This window comes from Solicola agrisoli (genome assembly GCF_049059935.1).
GTDB lineage: Bacteria > Actinomycetota > Actinomycetes > Propionibacteriales > Nocardioidaceae > JAURVT01.
In genome coordinates, this window is the sequence record NZ_JBMGQR010000022.1 from 1 (window position 1) to 16,191 (window position 16,191).

Below are 16,191 nucleotides of genomic sequence, written 5' to 3' on the forward strand. Positions count from 1 at the left end.
GCCGCAGCAGCCACAGGCCCACCAGGTTGGCCGCCAGGCCGAGGACGCCGGCCGCCAGCATCAGCGACCCGTCCACCTCCGGGGCGTCGCCGAGGCGCCGGACGGCGCTCACCACCACCCAGGTCGCGATGCCGAGCAGCACGACCCCGTTCACGGCGGCCGCGAGGATCTCGGTGCGGTGGTTGCCGAACGAGCGCCGCGAGCCCGGCCCTCCTCCGCGTCGCCCCACCGCGATGGCCGCGAGCGCGAGCGCGATGCCGCCGGCGTCGCTGGCCATGTGGCCGGCGTCGGCGAGCAGCGCGAGACTCCCGGTCGCCAGCGCCACGACGACCTCGACCACCAGCACGAGCAGCGTCAGCGCCAGGACCAGCGCGAGCCGTCCTCGGTGCGCGCTCGACGCACCGTGCGCGTGGTCGTGTCCCATGACGTCCATATTAGAGAACGTGCATACGTCCGCCGACCGTGACGCCAGCATCTGGGACGGGAACGGTGCCCGTCGTCGACTGGGCGGGGCGTCACGCAGCGGGTCGCCGTCCGTCATCGGGCCGTGACGTCGAGGTGGTGACCTGTGGGCCCGACCACGAAGGAGTCCCCCGTGCCCCCCACCGCACCCACCGACGAGCAGCTCGACGTCCTCATCCGCGCACGCCTCGCGCTCGCCGGCGTCGACCTCGACCAGCTGCCGGAGACACCCGACCCCGCCACCGGCTCCCCCAGCCGCGCCCAGGCCCTGACCTCGCTGCGCACCTTCCTGCGCACGGCGGTGCCGACCGTCAGCACCTGGGCGCCGCCCGCGAGCGGCCCCGACGCCGACGCGTACGCCCAGCAGGCCGCTCCCCCGCTGCTGTACCCGTCCATCACGCAGGCCTGGACCGGGAAGGTCGGCCGATGACGCGCGCGAGCAACCGTCGGGCGTTCCTCGCGAGGTCCGCCGCCGTCACGGCGGCCTCGGTCGCCGGACCCGCCGTGCTCGGCGCCCCGGCGTCGGCCACCACGACCGCGGGCCGCACCTCGCCCGTCGACGTCGCGGTACGGCCCGAGGCGCTCCGCGACCCCGTCGAGGCCACGCTCGCCGAGGCCGTGACGCTCGTGCGACGCGGACGCCTCTCGGCGGTCGACCTCGTGCAGGCGCACCTGGACCGGATCTCCGCGGTCGACGGCACGCTCAAGGCCTGGAACGCGGTGGTCGGCGACGCCGCTCTCGCGGCCGCGAGGAAGGTCAGGCGGGGTGACCGCCGGCTGCTCGCGGGTGCTCCCCTGTGCATCAAGGACAACTACTTCACCCGCGGCGTGCCCACCACGGCGAACTCCTACCTGTTCGAGGACTTCGTGCCGACGTACGACGCGACCGCCGTCGCACGCCTGCGCCAGGCCGGCGGCATCGTGCTCGGCAAGGGACAGATGGGCCCGCTGGCCACCACCCGGGCCACCCTGCCCAACGGGACCGTCACCACCGTCAACCCGTGGACGCCGCAGGACCCGTCCACCGACCCGGGCGGCTCGTCCACCGGCCCGGCCTGCGCGGTCGCCGCGCGGATGGCCTCGAGCTCCATCGGCACCCAGACGGGCGGGTCGATCGTGCTGCCGGCGAACCGGCAGAACATGACGGGCCTCAAGCCCACGATGGGTCGGGTGTCGCTGCACGGCGTCATCCCGCTGTCGTTCACCCGCGACCACGTGGGACCGATCGCCCGCGACGCGCTCGACGCCGCGCTGATGCTCACCGCGATGGCGGGTGCGGACGCCCAGGACCCCCGCACCCAGGGCCTCCCGCGCGTCCCCGACCTGGTGCGTGCGGCGACGCCGGTCACGGTGCGCGGGCGGGTTCAGGTGCGTCGCTCGACCAGGGTCGGCGTGCCGGCGGACTTCCTCGCGACGGCACCTCCGGCCCAGCTGGCCGCCCGGCGGGCCTTCCTCGACACGCTGTCAGCCGTCCGCGGCGTGCGTCTGGTCGACGTCGTCTACCCCGACGACTGGGCGCTGCTCACCACCGGCTTCAACGTGGGCCGGCTGCCCGAGCGGTCCGAGCCGTTCCGCCCCTACCTGCAGGACGACCTGCGCGGGTTCGGCGTCTCGGTGCTCTCGTGGCTGCAGGGCCTGATGCTGTCCGGTGACGAGTGGGCCACCGCCCAGCGGGCCAAGACGCACCTGCTGGGCGAGGTCCTCGACGGGTTCCTCGGCGACGTCGACGTGGTGCTGCAGACCGACGTCGTGCCGTTCGACCTGCTGGGCCTGCCCGAGCTGGGCCTGCCGATCGGGTTCACCACGCCCACGCCGACGACGCCCGCGCTCCCCGTCGGCGCCATCCTCGGGGCGGGCCCCTACGAGGAGGACCGCCTGCTCGAGCTCGCCGCCGCCTACCAGGCGAGCACCGACTGGCACCTGCGCCGCCCGCCCGAGCCGGCCGCGGCGTCCACCCGCAGCCGTCGCGTGCCGCCCGACGCTCTCGCGCTGACCGCCGAGGAGGTCGCCGCCGTCACCGCCTGAGGCCGGGCACGACGAAGCCCCCTCCCGCCTGGGGCGGAAGGGGGCTTCGTTCGTGCTACGGGTTCAGCGCAGTGTCACTTGTTGATCTTGGTGACACGGCCGGCGCCGACGGTACGGCCGCCCTCGCGGATGGCGAAGCGCAGGCCCTCCTCCATGGCGATCGGCTGGATGAGCGACACCGACATCTCGGTGTTGTCACCCGGCATGACCATCTCGGTGCCCTCGGGGAGGTCCACCACACCAGTCACGTCCGTCGTGCGGAAGTAGAACTGGGGACGGTAGTTGTTGAAGAACGGCGTGTGACGGCCACCCTCGTCCTTGGACAGGATGTAGACCTGGCCCTCGAACTCGGTGTGCGGCGTCGTCGTCCCGGGGGCGATGATCACCATGCCGCGCTCGACGTCCTCGCGCTTGGTGCCACGGAGCAGCAGACCGACGTTCTCGCCGGCCTCGCCCGTGTCGAGCAGCTTGCGGAACATCTCGATGCCGGTGACGGTCGTCGTCTGCTTGGTCTCACGGATGCCGACGATGTCGACGGTCTCGTTGACCTTGACGACGCCGCGCTCGATGCGACCGGTGACGACGGTGCCACGACCGGTGATCGTGAAGACGTCCTCGACGGGCATGAGGAAGGGCTTCTCGGTCTCACGCGTCGGCTGCGGGATGTACTCGTCGACGGCGTTCATGAGCTCGAGGATCGAGTCGGCCCACTTCTCGTCGCCGGTGAGGGCGGGGTGCGCCGCGACCTTGACGACGGGGACGTTGTCGCCGTCGAAGTCCTGGTCGCTGAGCAGCTCGCGGACCTCGAGCTCGACGAGCTCGAGGATCTCCTCGTCGTCGACCATGTCGCACTTGTTGAGCGCCACGACCATGGCCGGCACGCCGACCTGGCGGGCGAGCAGCACGTGCTCACGCGTCTGGGGCATGGGGCCGTCGGTGGCGGCGACCACGAGGATCGCGCCGTCCATCTGAGCCGCACCGGTGATCATGTTCTTCACGTAGTCGGCGTGCCCGGGGCAGTCGACGTGCGCGTAGTGACGCGACTCGGTCTGGTACTCGACGTGCGCGATCGAGATCGTGATGCCGCGCTGACGCTCCTCGGGAGCCTTGTCGATCTGGTCGAACGCCGACGCCTGGTTCAGGTCGGGGTACTTGTCGTGCAGCACCTTCGTGATCGCCGCGGTCAAGGTGGTCTTGCCGTGGTCGATGTGACCGATGGTGCCGATGTTCATGTGCGGCTTGGTCCGCTCGAACTTCGCCTTAGCCACTGGGGCTCCTCCTGGATGTATGTGGTGTGTACGGGTCGTACCCCTGGTGGTCACCCTAGGTGCAGGGTGACCGGCGAGGTCACTCGCCCCGGGCCTTCTTGATGATCTCTTCCGCGACGTTCTTGGGAACCTCGGCGTAGGAGTCGAACTGCATCGAGTACGACGCACGTCCCGAGGTCTTGGACCTCAGGTCGCCGACGTAGCCGAACATCTCGGACAGCGGGACCAGTGCCTTGACCAGTCGCGCACCGCCCATGCCCTCCTCCATCGCGTGGACCTGGCCACGGCGGGAGTTGAGGTCACCGATGACGTCGCCCATGTAGTCCTCGGGCGTGGTGACGTCGACGGCGAAGACAGGCTCGAGGATGACCGGGTCCGCCTTGCGGCTGGCCTCCTTGAACGCCTGGGAACCGGCGAGCTTGAACGCCAGCTCCGAGGAGTCGACGTCGTGGTAGGCACCGTCGGTCAGCGTCACCTTGACGTCGACCATCGGGTAGCCGGCCAGCACGCCGAACTGCATCGCGTCCTGCGCGCCCTCGTCGACCGAGGGGATGTACTCGCGCGGGATGCGACCGCCGGTGACCTCGTTGGCGAACTCGTAGCCACCCTCGCCCTCGGGCACGAACGCGGGGCTCGTCGGCTCGATGTTGATGATGACCTTGGCGAACTGGCCCGACCCACCGGTCTGCTTCTTGTGGGTGTAGCTGACCTTCTCGACCTTGCGCTTGATGGTCTCGCGGTAGGCCACCTGGGGCTTGCCCACGTTGGCCTCGACGCTGAACTCGCGCTTCATGCGGTCGACGAGGATGTCGAGGTGGAGCTCGCCCATGCCGCCGATGATGGTCTGGCCCGTCTCGTCGTCCGTGTGGACGGTGAAGGTCGGGTCCTCCTCGGCGAGGCGCTGGATCGCGGTGCCCAGCTTCTGCTGGTCGCTGCGGGTCTTGGGCTCGATCGCGACCTCGATCACCGGGGCCGGGAACGTCATCGACTCGAGCGTGACCGGCTTGGCCGGGTCGCACAGGGTCTCGCCGGTGGTGGTGTCCTTCAGACCCATCACGGCGACGATCTGGCCGGCGCCGACCGACGCGATCTCCTCACGCTTGTTGGCGTGCATCTGGTAGATCTTGCCGATCCGCTCCTTGCGGCCCTTGGTGGGGTTCTGCACCGAGGAACCGGCCTCCAGACGACCGGAGTACACGCGGACGTAGGTGAGCTTGCCGAGGTGCGGGTCGGAGGCGACCTTGAAGGCCAGGCCCGCGAAGGGCTCGTCCTCGCTGGGCTCGCGGTCGACCTGGATGCTCTCGTCCTTGACGTCCTTGCCGTGGACGGCTCCGACGTCGATGGGCGAGGGCAGGTAGTCCACGACCGCGTCGAGCAGGGGCTGGACGCCCTTGTTCTTGAACGCGGTGCCGCAGAGCACGGGCACGGCCGACGCGGCCAACGTGACGCGACGGATCGCGGCGCGCAGGACCTCGACGGGGACGTCCTCGCCCTCGAGGAAGAGCTCCATGACCTCTTCGTCGTGGTCCGAGACGGCCTCGAGCAGCTTCTCGCGGTACTCCGCGGCCTGATCGGCCAGCTCGGCCGGGATCTCCTCGACGTCGTAGTCCTCACCGATCGCGGTCTCGCCGCGCCAGGTCAGGGCACGCATGCCGACGAGGTCGACGACTCCGAGGAAGTCGCCCTCGGCGCCGATCGGGAGCTGCAGCACCAGCGGCGTCGCGCCGAGGCGCTCGACGATGGTGCGGACGCAGTAGAAGAAGTCCGCTCCGGTGCGGTCCAGCTTGTTGACGAAGCACATGCGCGGGACGCCGTACTTGTCGGCCTGGCGCCAGACGGTCTCGGACTGGGGCTCGACACCGGCGACACCGTCGAACACGGCGACGGCGCCGTCGAGGACGCGCAGCGAGCGCTCGACCTCGACGGTGAAGTCGACGTGACCGGGGGTGTCGATGATGTTGATCTGGTGGTTCTTCCACCAGCAGGTGGTCGCGGCGGACGTGATCGTGATGCCGCGCTCCTGCTCCTGCTCCATCCAGTCCATCGTGGCGCCGCCGTCGTGGACCTCGCCGATCTTGTAGTTGATCCCGGTGTAGAACAGGATCCGCTCGGTCGTCGTGGTCTTGCCGGCGTCGATGTGAGCCATGATGCCGATGTTGCGCACCGTGGTCAGGTCGGTGGTGATGTCAACGGCCACCTTGAGTGACTTCCCTTGCTGTCGAGTGTGGGGTGCTGGATCCGGCCGGAGCCGGGGTCCCGCCCGGGTGGGGCGGGGGCGTGATCACCAGCGGTAGTGGGCGAACGCCTTGTTGGCTTCGGCCATCTTGTGCGTGTCCTCGCGCTTCTTGACGCTGCCGCCGAGGCCGTTCGAGGCGTCGAGCAGCTCGTTCATGAGGCGCTCGGCCATGGTCTTCTCGCGACGCTCGGAGGAGTACTTGACGAGCCAGCGCAGGGCGAGGGTGTTCGCGCGGGTGGCGCGCACCTCGATCGGCACCTGGTAGGTCGCGCCACCGACGCGGCGGCTCTTGACCTCGAGCGTGGGCTTGACGTTGTCGAGCGCGCGCTTGAGCGTGACGACGGGGTCGGTGCCGCTCTTCTCCTGCGCACCGCGCAGGGCGGTGTACACGATGCGCTGCGCCACGGCCTTCTTGCCGTCCTCGAGCACCTTGTTGATCAGCTGCGTGACCAGGGGGCTGGCGTAGACCGGGTCGATCTCGATGGGTCGACGCGGGGCGGGTCCCTTGCGCGGCATCAGCTCTTCTCCTTCTTCGCGCCGTAGCGGCTGCGAGCCTGCTTGCGGTTCTTGACGCCCTGCGTGTCGAGCGAGCCGCGGATGATCTGGTAGCGGACACCCGGGAGGTCCTTCACGCGGCCACCGCGGACGAGGACGATCGAGTGCTCCTGCAGGTTGTGGCCCACGCCGGGGATGTAGGCCGTGACCTCGATGCCGCTGCTCAGCTTGACGCGGGCCACCTTGCGCAGCGCCGAGTTGGGCTTGCGCGGCGTCGTGGTGTAGACGCGGGTGCAGACACCGCGGCGCTGAGGCGAACCCTTGAGCGCAGGCGTCTTGGGCTTGGCCAGCTTGTCCTGTCGGCCCTTGCGGACCAGCTGCTGGATCGTGGGCACGAGCACTTCTTTCTATCGTCCGGCGTGGTGGTGGCAGCACCGACCCGTCGTGCAAACAGGGCCGGGGATGCCGGGTCTTCGAGCTCGGGACGCATGCTGGTCGGAGCGATCCGGGCACGCGCGAGAGGTGCTTGAGCCGATGCGGCTCGGGCACAAGGATCAAGACTACCCGCGCGGCCAGGAAGGGTCAAAACGCGGTGGGTCGGTGCTTGCCTCGGGCCCCTCGACGTGGTGCGCGGCCCGGGGCGGCGCTCACCAGAGCTCGACGGACGCGGTGAGGATCGCCGCGGCGGCGTCCGCGTCGACCGGGCGCGGCGAGGTCGCCAGCAGCCGCTCCTGCTTGAGCGCCCCCTCGACGAGCGCGGGCACGTCGTCCTCGCCGAAGCCCACCGCGCCGATGCCCGAGGGCAGCCCGACGTCGCGCATGAGCCGGGTGAGGACGGCCGGCAGCACGTCGGCCGGGTCGGAGGGACGCTCGCCGCCGGGCTCGAGCAGGTCGGCCGCGCGGAGGTGGCGCTCGGGCGAGGCCTCGAAGGTGTAGCGGAACGCCTCGGGCGCCGTCAGCGACACCGCCATGCCGTGCGGCACCATCGCCTCGGTGCCGGGGTAGCCCTCGGGGTGGAACCCGCGCACCTGGCCCGCGATCGGGTAGGCGTTGGCGTGCGGGATGTGCACGCCGGCGTTGCCGAACCCCATGCCCGCGACGGTGGACGCGAGGGCCATGTCGGTGCGCGCCTGCAGGTCGTCGCCGTGGGAGACGGACCGGCGGAACGCCGTCGACAGCAGCGTCAGCGCCTTCTCCGACCACAGGTCCGAGACCGGGTTGGCCCCGCAGTACGGGACGCGGTCCTGGGGCTGCTTGCGCTCGTAGGAGGTGAACGGACGCGCCGTGTAGGACTCCAGCGCGTGGCACAGGATGTCCATCCCCGCCGCGGCGGTGACCCCGGAGGGCTGGCTGAGCGTGAGCAGCGGGTCGACCACGGCCATCGTGGGGCGCAGGCGCGGGTGGCTGATGCCGGTCTTGACGTGCTGGGCCAGGACGTCGAGCACGCAGATCGTGGTGCTCTCGCTGCCCGTGCCGGTGGTCGTCGGCACCGCGACGAGCGGCAGCAGCGGGGAGCTCGGCGCCCGTCCGCCGCCCACGGGGGCGTTGACGTAGTCCATCAGCTCGCCGTCGTTGGTGCAGAGCAGGTCGACGGCCTTGGCGGTGTCGATGGACGACCCGCCGCCCACCGCGAGCACCGCGTCGTACGGGCCGTGCGCGCGGCCGAACTCGACCGCGTCGGCCAGGCTCTCGTCGGTGGGCTCGACCCGCGACCGTGCGTAGACGACCGTCTCGACGCCCGCGGACGTCACCGCGTCGAGCACCTGCTGGAGCGTGCCGGAGGCCTCGATCGACGGGTCGGAGACCACGAGCACGCGCCCGGCCCCGAGCGCGGCCAGGTCGTGCCCGACCTCCCGGCTCGCCCCCACGCCGAACTTGAGCTGCGGCGAGCCGTAGGTGAAGACGGTCTCTGATCCGTCGGCGATCGTGGACACGCGGGTGCCTCCCGGAGATGGTGGTGACGCACGCCACCGTACCGGCGGGCACGCCCGGGTGTTTCCCGGACGTTGCCCTGGTGTCACCGCGCGCCGCTGGTGCGCCGACCACGTGGCCCCGTCCGCGCCCGCCACACCTGCCGACGGACGCCCCCGCACCCCCTACGCTTGGGGGCCAGCGACGATCGACATCCCCGGAGGGACCATGCGCCAGTCTCGAACGCCCCTGCGCCGCCGCGCCGGAGCGCTCGCCCTGACGCTCGCGCTCGCCGGCGGCCTGGCCGCCTGCACCGACGCCGGCGACGGCACCCCGTCGCCGTCCGAGCCGTCCAGCGAGTCCACCGAGGGCGCGGTCGCCCAGCACGAGACGTCGACCGAGAGCCCGCTCGGCTACGGGCTGTCCGTGCCCGACGGCGCCACCCAGCTCGGACCGCTGGTCCGCAAGCGCAGCCCCCGCGTGATCGAGGCGTTCCAGGGCCAGCTCGAGGAGGCCCGCCAGGAACGCGCCGCCGAGGAGGCTCGCAAGCGTCTCGAGAGCGGCGAGCCCTCGGAGTCGGCCACGCCGAGCCCCTCGCCCAGCCCGAGCCGCGACAGCTTCATCGAGCTCGAGGACCCGCCGCCGGCCGACATCACCACCGCGCTGCTGCGCGTCGACGGCGACCCGGCCGAGGTGCTGCAGGAGCTGCTCGCACAGCTGGCGTCGGTGCTGCCCGACAACGGGATCGACCCGAAGAACTGGTCGTCGTACTGCCGGGCCGAGAACGAGGTCTACACCGGCTGCTCGCTCACCCAGGAGGGCGTCACCGACGACGACCAGCAGCTGAGCGTGGTCATCTCGGTCGACCCCGGTCAGGTCGCCACCGGCACCGCTCCCCCGGGCGCGCAGAACCGTCCGGTGATGACGGTGACGCTGCAGAACACCGCCGACCCGACGCAGATCGAGTCCGACGACCCCAGCCCGAGCGTGTCGCCGTCCCCCGTGCCGACGCCGACCCCGGCGCCTGCCGTCGAGGGCGCCTTCGTCGAGCCCACCACCACCGCGCCCAGCACGGCCGGCTCCCCGCTGCTGAACGACCAGTGGACGGTGCGCGACGACACCACGCTGCTCCTGAGCGGCTACGTCCCCGGGTTCGCGATCATGGTCGCCGACCGCGACATCAACGCCGACGCCATCGCGCGCTCGTACGTGCTGCCGTTCAGCGACTCCGGCGCCCCCACGCAGGACATCGTCGAGGACCGCAACGAGATCAGCACGACCTACACCGCGCAGACCACCACCCGGGGCCTGCAGGTGAGCGCGACGTACATCCAGTCCGGCCGGGGCAACTACGTGGCGTTGTTCTACTCGCCGCCCTCGAGCTGATCCGTCCCGGACCCGACAGGTCTCGAGCCGATGACGTCCGCGACCACGCTCGCGCCGGTGACCCCGCCGGTGCGGTCGCGCGACCCCTTCCTCGACAACGCCCGCTACTGGGTGATGCTGCTGGTGGTCGTCGGGCACTTCCTGACCCACCTGCAGGACGTGCCCGGCGTGCGCGTCGCGTACACGTGGCTCTACCTGTTCCACATGCCGGTGTTCATCCTGATCTCGGGGTACACCGCCCGCCGTCATACCGGTGACGCGCGGCAGGTGCGCCGGATGGTGAGCACCCTGGTCGTGCCGTACCTGCTCGTCGAGACGCTGCTCGAGGTGACCGAGGCGGTGCTGGCCGGCGAGCCGGTGCGGCTGCACGTCCTGGAGCCCGAGTGGCTGACGTGGTTCATCGCCGCGCTGTTCATCTGGCGCCTGACCACGCCGATCTGGCTGGCCGTGCGCTGGCCGGTGGCCGTCGCCGTCGCCGTGTCGCTCCTGGGCGGTCTGGTGCCCGTCGGCGACGTGCTCGGGCTGCCGCAGGTGATCGGGTTCCTGCCGTTCTACGTCGCGGGGCTCTACCTGACCAAGGACCACTTCGACCGGCTGGTCCAGCCCGCCGTCCGCGCGGGGGCCGTCGTCGCGCTGGTCGTGGCGTTCGTCGTCTGCGCGGTGTGGTCCGACGGCTGGACGATCAGCTGGCTGTACTTCCGCGACGGCTACTCCGAGGCACCGCTGTCGGCCGGGCCGCTGGAGGGGCTCGCGATCCGGGCCCTGCTGCTCGTCGTCGGGCTCGTGCTCGCCGTGTCGGCGCTGGCGCTCGTGCCGCAGCGTCGGGCGTGGTTCAGCAGCACCGGCGAGCGCACCCTCTACCCCTACCTGCTCCACGGCTTCGTGGTCCTGGTCCTGGTCTACAGCGGCGCCTTCGACGCGCTCGCCGACCGCGGCCTCGCCGGGGTCGCCGTGGCGGTCGTCGCCGCGGCGGCGCTGGCGCACGTCCTGATGACCCGGACGGTGGCCCGGCTCTTCCGGCCGTTCTTCGAGCCGTCGCTGACGTGGCTGTTCAAGCGCGACGCCCAGCGGATCGAGCGCTGACGTGAGCCAGACCCTCGCCCGCGAGACCGCGCCCCCCACCCGGGTGCGCGACCCGTTCCTCGACAACGCCCGCTTCGGCGTGATGATCCTGGTGGTCGTCAGCCACTTCATGACCGACCTGCAGGACGTCCACCTCGGCCGGGTCGTCTACTCCTGGGCCTTCCTGTTCCACATGCCGGTGTTCGTCCTCGTCTCGGGCTACACCGCCCGCAGGTACCGGGGCGACGCCCGTCAGGTGCAGCGGATGCTCGGGTCGCTGGTCGTGCCGTACCTGCTCGTCAACGTCGCACTGAACCTCACGGACCGCTGGGAGTCCGGCGACGCGCTCAGCTGGGCCCTGCTGGACCCGAACTGGCTGTCGTGGTTCCTCGCGGCGCTGTTCGTGTGGAGGCTGTCCACCCCGATCTGGCTCGCGCTGCGGCACCCGGTGCTGGTGGCGGTGGTCGTGTCGCTCGTCGGCGGCCTGGCCGCGCCCGACAACGTCCTCGAGATCAAGCGCGTCCTGGGGTTCCTGCCGTTCTACGTCGCGGGCATGTACCTCACGCGTGAGCACTTCGAGGCCCTGACCCGCACCTGGGTGCGCGTGGCCGCCGTCGTCCTGCTCGCCGGGACCTTCGTCGCCAGCTGGCTCTGGTCGGAGGGCTGGACCGTCAGCTGGCTGTACTTCAACGACGGCTACGGGGAGCTGGACGCGGGCCCCCTCGACGGCATGGCGGTGCGCGCCGGGCTGCTGGCGCTGGGCTTCGCGATGAGCCTCGCGGCCCTGTCGCTCGTCCCGCGCCGGGCCGCCTGGTACTCGAGCCTTGGCGAGCGCACGCTGTACGCCTACCTGCTCCACGGCTTCGTGGTGATCGTCCTGCGCCAGGCGGGCGTCTTCACCGACCTGCAGGCCTACGGCACCCTCGCCGTCGTCGGCGTCGGCCTCGGCGCGGCCCTGCTCGCCACCGCGCTGATGACGCGCCCCGTCTCGACCCTCTTCGCCCCCGTCCTCGCCCCCCAGCTGCGCTGGCTCATGCGCCCCTCCTCCCGCCGCGCCCGCTGACCCCACCCCCCTCCCCCTTCCCCTCGCCTCTTCCGCCCCTCCCCGCCGAGTGGCGCAAATTCGGGGTCAACACGCGCGATCCGGCCCGATGTTGCGCCACTCGGGCACAGGTTTGCGCCACTCGGTGCAAGGGCGCAGCGATGACGTCGTGGGGCGAGGGCCGAGCCGGAGGTGTCGGGATGTCCCGGGCTTCCGGCGGGGGCCTGCCGCCCCGGCTCAGCTCGTGTCGCCGAGTGGCGCAAAACCCGAGGCGAGTGGCGCAGAATCGGGCCGAGCTCGGCGTGTCGACCCCGGATTTGCGCCACTCGGCGTACAGGACGGACGGTCGGGTGGGGACGCAGCAGGGCCCCCGGGGACTGGCGTCCTCGGGGGCCCTGGCTGGTGGTGCGGGTGACGACTAGTTCGAGAAGGTCCCGAAGTCGAAGTCGTCGAGCGCGACGGACTGGCCGCTCGGGGCGCCGAAGTCGTAGTCGTACGACTCGTAGCCACTGACGGTGTAGGCCGCGGCGCGCGCCTCCTCGGTCGGCTCCACCCGGATGTTGCGGTAACGCTCCAGGCCGGTGCCGGCGGGGATCAGCTTGCCGATGATGATGTTCTCCTTGAGACCGCGGAGCTGGTCGGACTTGCCGTGGATGGCGGCGTCCGTCAGCACCCGGGTGGTCTCCTGGAACGACGCTGCCGACAGCCACGACTCGACCGCGAGCGACGCCTTGGTGATGCCCATGAGCACCGGACGACCGGCAGCGGGGGTGCCGCTCTCGGACACGACCCGACGGTTCTCCTCCTCGAACCGCGCACGGTCCGCGAGGTCACCGGGGATCAGGGTCGAGTCGCCCTGCTCGATGATCGTCACCCGGCGCAGCATCTGCCGGACGATGATCTCGATGTGCTTGTCGTGGATCGCCACGCCCTGGCTGCGGTAGACCTCCTGGACCTCGTCCACGAGGTGCTCCTGCGCCCGGCGCACACCGAGGATCCGCAGGACGTCCTGCGGGTCGGGCGTGCCGTGCGTCAGCTGGTCGCCGACCTCGACGTGGTCGCCGTCGGCGACGCGCAGGCGCGACCGCTTGGAGACCGGGTACTCCTGGTGCTCCGAGCCGTCGTCCGGCACGACGATGATCTTGCGCGACTTGTCGGAGTCGTCGATCTGGATGCGACCGGCGGACTCGGTGATCGGCGCACGACCCTTGGGCTGACGTGCCTCGAACAGCTCGACGACGCGGGGCAGACCGTGCGTGATGTCGTCACCGGCCACACCACCGGTGTGGAAGGTGCGCATGGTCAGCTGCGTGCCGGGCTCACCGATCGACTGGGCCGCGATGGTGCCGACGGCCTCGCCGATGTCGACGAGCTGGCCCGTCGCGAGCGACCGGCCGTAGCACTTGGCGCAGGTACCGGTGCGGGCCTCGCAGGTCAGGACCGTGCGGACCTTGACCGACTCGACGCCCGCGTGCACCAGCGCGTCGATCTCGACGTCGCCGAGGTCGCCACCGGCCGCGATCATCTCCTCGCCCGTCTCCGGGTTCGTGATGGCCGTGGCGGCGCAGCGCGAGTACGCCGAGGTCTCGACGTTCTCGGCGACGACCAGGCGGCCGTCCTCCAGGCGCGTCGCGATCTGCTTGGGCAGGCCGCGCTCGGTGCCGCAGTCCTCCTCGCGGATGATGACGTCCTGGCTGACGTCGACGAGTCGACGCGTCAGGTAGCCGGAGTCGGCGGTGCGGAGCGCGGTGTCGGCCAGGCCCTTGCGAGCACCGTGGGTGGCGATGAAGTACTCGACCACCGACAGGCCCTCGCGGTAGCTGGCCTTGATCGGACGCGGGATGATCTCGCCCTTGGGGTTGGCCACCAGACCACGCATGGCCGCGATCTGCCGGACCTGCATGGTGTTACCGCGGGCACCGGAGTTGACCATCATGTAGATCGGGTTGTCCTCGTGGAACGTCCCGTCCATCTCCGCGGCGACCTCGTTGGTCGCCTGGGTCCAGATCTCGATGAGCTCCTGACGACGCTCGTCGTCGGTGATCAGACCACGCGAGAACTGCGTCTGGACCTTGGCGGCCTGGTCCTCGTAGCCGGCGAGGATCTCCTGCTTGCGGACCGGGGTGACGACGTCCTCGATGGAGATCGTGACGCCCGAGCGGGTGCCCCAGTGGAAGCCGGTGTCCTTGAGCGCGTCGAGCGCCGTGGCGACGTCGACCTTGGAGTAGCGCTCGGCGAGGTCGTTGACGATCACGCCCAGCTGCTTCTTGCCGACCTGGTACTCCACGTACGGGTAGTCGACCGGCAGGGCCTCGTTGAACAGGGCGCGACCGAGGGTCGTGTCCATGATCAGCGGCTTGCCGGGCTCCCAGCCCTCGGGGGTCTCCAGGCCGTGGCCGGGGACGACCTCGTCGAAGCGGATCTTGACCTTCGACTGGAGCGTGATCTCCTTGCGGTCGAACGCCATGATCGCCTCGGCGACCGAGCCGAACGCGCGTCCCTCGCCGACGTGACCGGTGCGGTCGAGCGTCAGAAAGTACAGCCCGATGATCATGTCCTGGGTGGGCATGGTGACCGGGCGGCCGTCGGCCGGCTTGAGGATGTTGTTGGTCGAGAGCATGAGGATCCGCGCCTCGGCCTGGGCCTCGGCCGACAGCGGCAGGTGCACCGCCATCTGGTCGCCGTCGAAGTCGGCGTTGAACGCCGAGCAGACGAGCGGGTGGATCTGGATGGCCTTGCCCTCGATCAGCTGGGGCTCGAACGCCTGGATGCCGAGGCGGTGCAGCGTGGGCGCACGGTTCAGCAGGACCGGGTGCTCGGCGATGACCTCCTCGAGGACGTCCCAGACAACCGGGCGCGCGCGCTCGACCATCCGCTTGGCGCTCTTGATGTTCTGCGCGTGGTTCAGGTCGACCAGGCGCTTCATCACGAACGGCTTGAACAGCTCGAGCGCCATCTGCTTGGGCAGGCCGCACTGGTGGAGCTTGAGCTGCGGGCCGACGACGATGACCGAACGGCCGGAGTAGTCGACGCGCTTGCCGAGCAGGTTCTGACGGAAGCGACCCTGCTTGCCCTTGAGCATGTCGGAGATCGACTTCAGCGGACGGTTGCCCGGTCCGGTGACGGGACGACCGCGACGGCCGTTGTCGAACAGCGAGTCGACGGCCTCCTGCAGCATCCGCTTCTCGTTGTTGACGATGATCTCGGGCGCACCGAGGTCGAGCAGACGCTTGAGCCGGTTGTTCCGGTTGATCACGCGGCGGTACAGGTCGTTCAGGTCCGACGTGGCGAAGCGGCCACCGTCGAGCTGGACCATGGGACGCAGCTCCGGCGGGATCACCGGGACGGCGTCGAGGACCATGCCCGAGGGCTTGGAGTCGTTGGCCATGAACGCCGAGACGACCTTGAGGCGCTTGATGGCGCGCGTCTTGCGCTGGCCCTTGCCGGTGGCGATCGTCTCGCGCAGCGAGTCGGCCTCGGCCGCGAGGTCGAAGTCCTGGAGGCGCTTCTGGATCGCCGCGGCGCCCATGTAGCCCTCGAAGTACTTGCCGAAGCGGTAGGTCATGTCGCGGTAGAGCATCTCGTCGCCCTCGAGGTCCTGGACCTTGAGGTTCTTGAAGCGGCTCCACACCTCGTCGAGGCGGTCGATCTCGCGCTGCGAGCGGTCACGCAGCTGCTTGACCTCGCGCTCGGCGCCCTCCTTGACCTTGCGACGCACGTCGGCCTTGGCACCCTCGGCCTCGAGGGCCGCGAGGTCCTCCTCGAGCTTGGTCATGCGCTGCTCGATGGTGTTGTCGCGACGGGTCTCGAGGTTCTTGCGCTCGACGTCGATCTTGGACTCGAGCGAGGACAGGTCGCGGTGACGCGAGTCCTCGTCGACCTTGGTGATCATGTAGGCCGCGAAGTAGATGACCTTCTCGAGGTCCTTCGGCGCGAGGTCGAGCAGGTAGCCCAGACGGCTCGGGACGCCCTTGAAGTACCAGATGTGCGTGACGGGCGCGGCGAGCTCGATGTGGCCCATGCGCTCGCGACGGACCTTGGAGCGGGTCACCTCGACGCCGCAGCGCTCGCAGATGATGCCCTTGAAGCGCACGCGCTTGTACTTGCCGCAGTAGCACTCCCAGTCCCGGGTGGGACCGAAGATCTTCTCGCAGAAGAGGCCGTCACGCTCGGGCTTGAGCGTGCGGTAGTTGATGGTCTCGGGCTTCTTCACCTCGCCGTGTGACCAGGTGCGGATGTCATCTGCAGTCGCCAGGCCGATCTGCAGCTGATCGAAGAAGTTCACGTCGAGCACGTTTGTCGCA

The 16,191-nt window shown here is 70.4% G+C and carries 12 protein-coding genes; 5 read left to right on the forward strand and 7 right to left on the reverse strand.

Features of this window, described 5'->3' with window-relative positions:
• Positions 1 to 424 (reverse strand): cation diffusion facilitator family transporter (locus ACI6PP_RS10105; RefSeq protein WP_421111309.1); only part of this gene is annotated, 424 nt, incomplete at its 3' end.
• Positions 425 to 595: 171 nt separating this feature from the next.
• On the opposite strand from ACI6PP_RS10105, the gene ACI6PP_RS10110 reads away from it, so the two are divergent.
• Both ACI6PP_RS10110 and ACI6PP_RS10115 read left to right on the forward strand, forming a co-directional pair.
• Positions 596 to 892, forward strand: coding sequence for a hypothetical protein (locus ACI6PP_RS10110; RefSeq protein ID WP_421111311.1), 297 nt, complete (start codon positions 596 to 598; stop codon positions 890 to 892).
• Positions 889 to 2,487 carry an amidase gene (locus ACI6PP_RS10115; protein WP_421111312.1) on the forward strand — a complete coding sequence of 533 codons (1,599 nt, stop codon included), beginning with the start codon at positions 889 to 891 and terminating at the stop codon, positions 2,485 to 2,487. The genes ACI6PP_RS10110 and ACI6PP_RS10115 overlap by 4 nt, the downstream gene beginning before the upstream one ends.
• A gap of 74 nt (positions 2,488 to 2,561) precedes the next feature.
• Here ACI6PP_RS10115 and tuf read toward each other — a convergent pair whose 3' ends face one another.
• The 5 genes from tuf to ACI6PP_RS10140 all read right to left on the reverse strand — a co-directional run bounded on the left by tuf (position 2,562) and on the right by ACI6PP_RS10140 (position 8,420).
• Positions 2,562 to 3,755, reverse strand: coding sequence for an elongation factor Tu (tuf, locus tag ACI6PP_RS10120; RefSeq protein WP_421111314.1), 1,194 nt, complete (start codon positions 3,753 to 3,755; stop codon positions 2,562 to 2,564).
• Positions 3,756 to 3,834: 79 nt separating this feature from the next.
• Complete coding sequence (gene fusA, locus ACI6PP_RS10125; RefSeq protein WP_421111315.1) at positions 3,835 to 5,952, reverse strand: elongation factor G; 2,118 nt, start codon at positions 5,950 to 5,952, stop codon at positions 3,835 to 3,837.
• 84 nt (positions 5,953 to 6,036) lie between these two features.
• Positions 6,037 to 6,507: a 30S ribosomal protein S7 gene (gene rpsG, locus ACI6PP_RS10130; RefSeq protein ID WP_421111316.1), complete on the reverse strand. Its 471-nt coding sequence runs from the start codon at positions 6,505 to 6,507 to the stop codon at positions 6,037 to 6,039.
• The gene (gene rpsL, locus ACI6PP_RS10135) at positions 6,507 to 6,881 is read right to left on the reverse strand and encodes a 30S ribosomal protein S12 (RefSeq protein ID WP_421111317.1); all 375 of its coding nucleotides are present in this window, start codon (positions 6,879 to 6,881) and stop codon (positions 6,507 to 6,509) included. The genes rpsG and rpsL overlap by 1 nt, the downstream gene beginning before the upstream one ends.
• Before the next feature lie 252 nt (positions 6,882 to 7,133).
• Positions 7,134 to 8,420 (reverse strand): hydroxyacid-oxoacid transhydrogenase, encoded by a 1,287-nt coding sequence (locus ACI6PP_RS10140; protein WP_421111319.1) that lies wholly within the window; start codon positions 8,418 to 8,420, stop codon positions 7,134 to 7,136.
• A 205-nt stretch (positions 8,421 to 8,625) separates the two neighbouring features.
• Between ACI6PP_RS10140 and ACI6PP_RS10145 the strand changes: the two genes are divergently transcribed.
• From ACI6PP_RS10145 to ACI6PP_RS10155, 3 genes are read left to right on the forward strand one after another with little or no spacing between them, the layout of a single operon-like run.
• A complete protein-coding gene (locus ACI6PP_RS10145; protein ID WP_421111321.1) occupies positions 8,626 to 9,783 on the forward strand; it encodes a hypothetical protein in 1,158 nt (385 codons plus the stop codon).
• Positions 9,784 to 9,813: 30 nt separating this feature from the next.
• Positions 9,814 to 10,866, forward strand: coding sequence for an acyltransferase family protein (locus ACI6PP_RS10150; RefSeq protein ID WP_421111323.1), 1,053 nt, complete (start codon positions 9,814 to 9,816; stop codon positions 10,864 to 10,866).
• Position 10,867: 1 nt separating this feature from the next.
• Positions 10,868 to 11,908: an acyltransferase family protein gene (locus tag ACI6PP_RS10155; RefSeq protein ID WP_421111325.1), complete on the forward strand. Its 1,041-nt coding sequence runs from the start codon at positions 10,868 to 10,870 to the stop codon at positions 11,906 to 11,908.
• A gap of 397 nt (positions 11,909 to 12,305) precedes the next feature.
• Here the strand turns inward: ACI6PP_RS10155 and ACI6PP_RS10160 are convergent, their stop codons facing one another.
• Positions 12,306 to 16,181, reverse strand: a complete 3,876-nt coding sequence (locus ACI6PP_RS10160) for a DNA-directed RNA polymerase subunit beta' (RefSeq protein WP_421111327.1) — start codon at positions 16,179 to 16,181, stop codon at positions 12,306 to 12,308.
• Positions 16,182 to 16,191: the final 10 nt, after the last annotated feature.

What these genes read in the sequence shown, in the direction of transcription:
- ACI6PP_RS10115 (WP_421111312.1), top strand. Translation starts at nt 889, where the DNA reads ATGACGCGCGCGAGCAACCGTCGGGCGTTCCTCGCGAGGTCCGCCGCC.
- rpsG (WP_421111316.1), bottom strand. Translation starts at nt 6,507, where the DNA reads ATGCCGCGCAAGGGACCCGCCCCGCGTCGACCCATCGAGATCGACCCG.
- ACI6PP_RS10145 (WP_421111321.1), top strand. Translation starts at nt 8,626, where the DNA reads ATGCGCCAGTCTCGAACGCCCCTGCGCCGCCGCGCCGGAGCGCTCGCC.
- ACI6PP_RS10150 (WP_421111323.1), top strand. Translation starts at nt 9,814, where the DNA reads ATGACGTCCGCGACCACGCTCGCGCCGGTGACCCCGCCGGTGCGGTCG.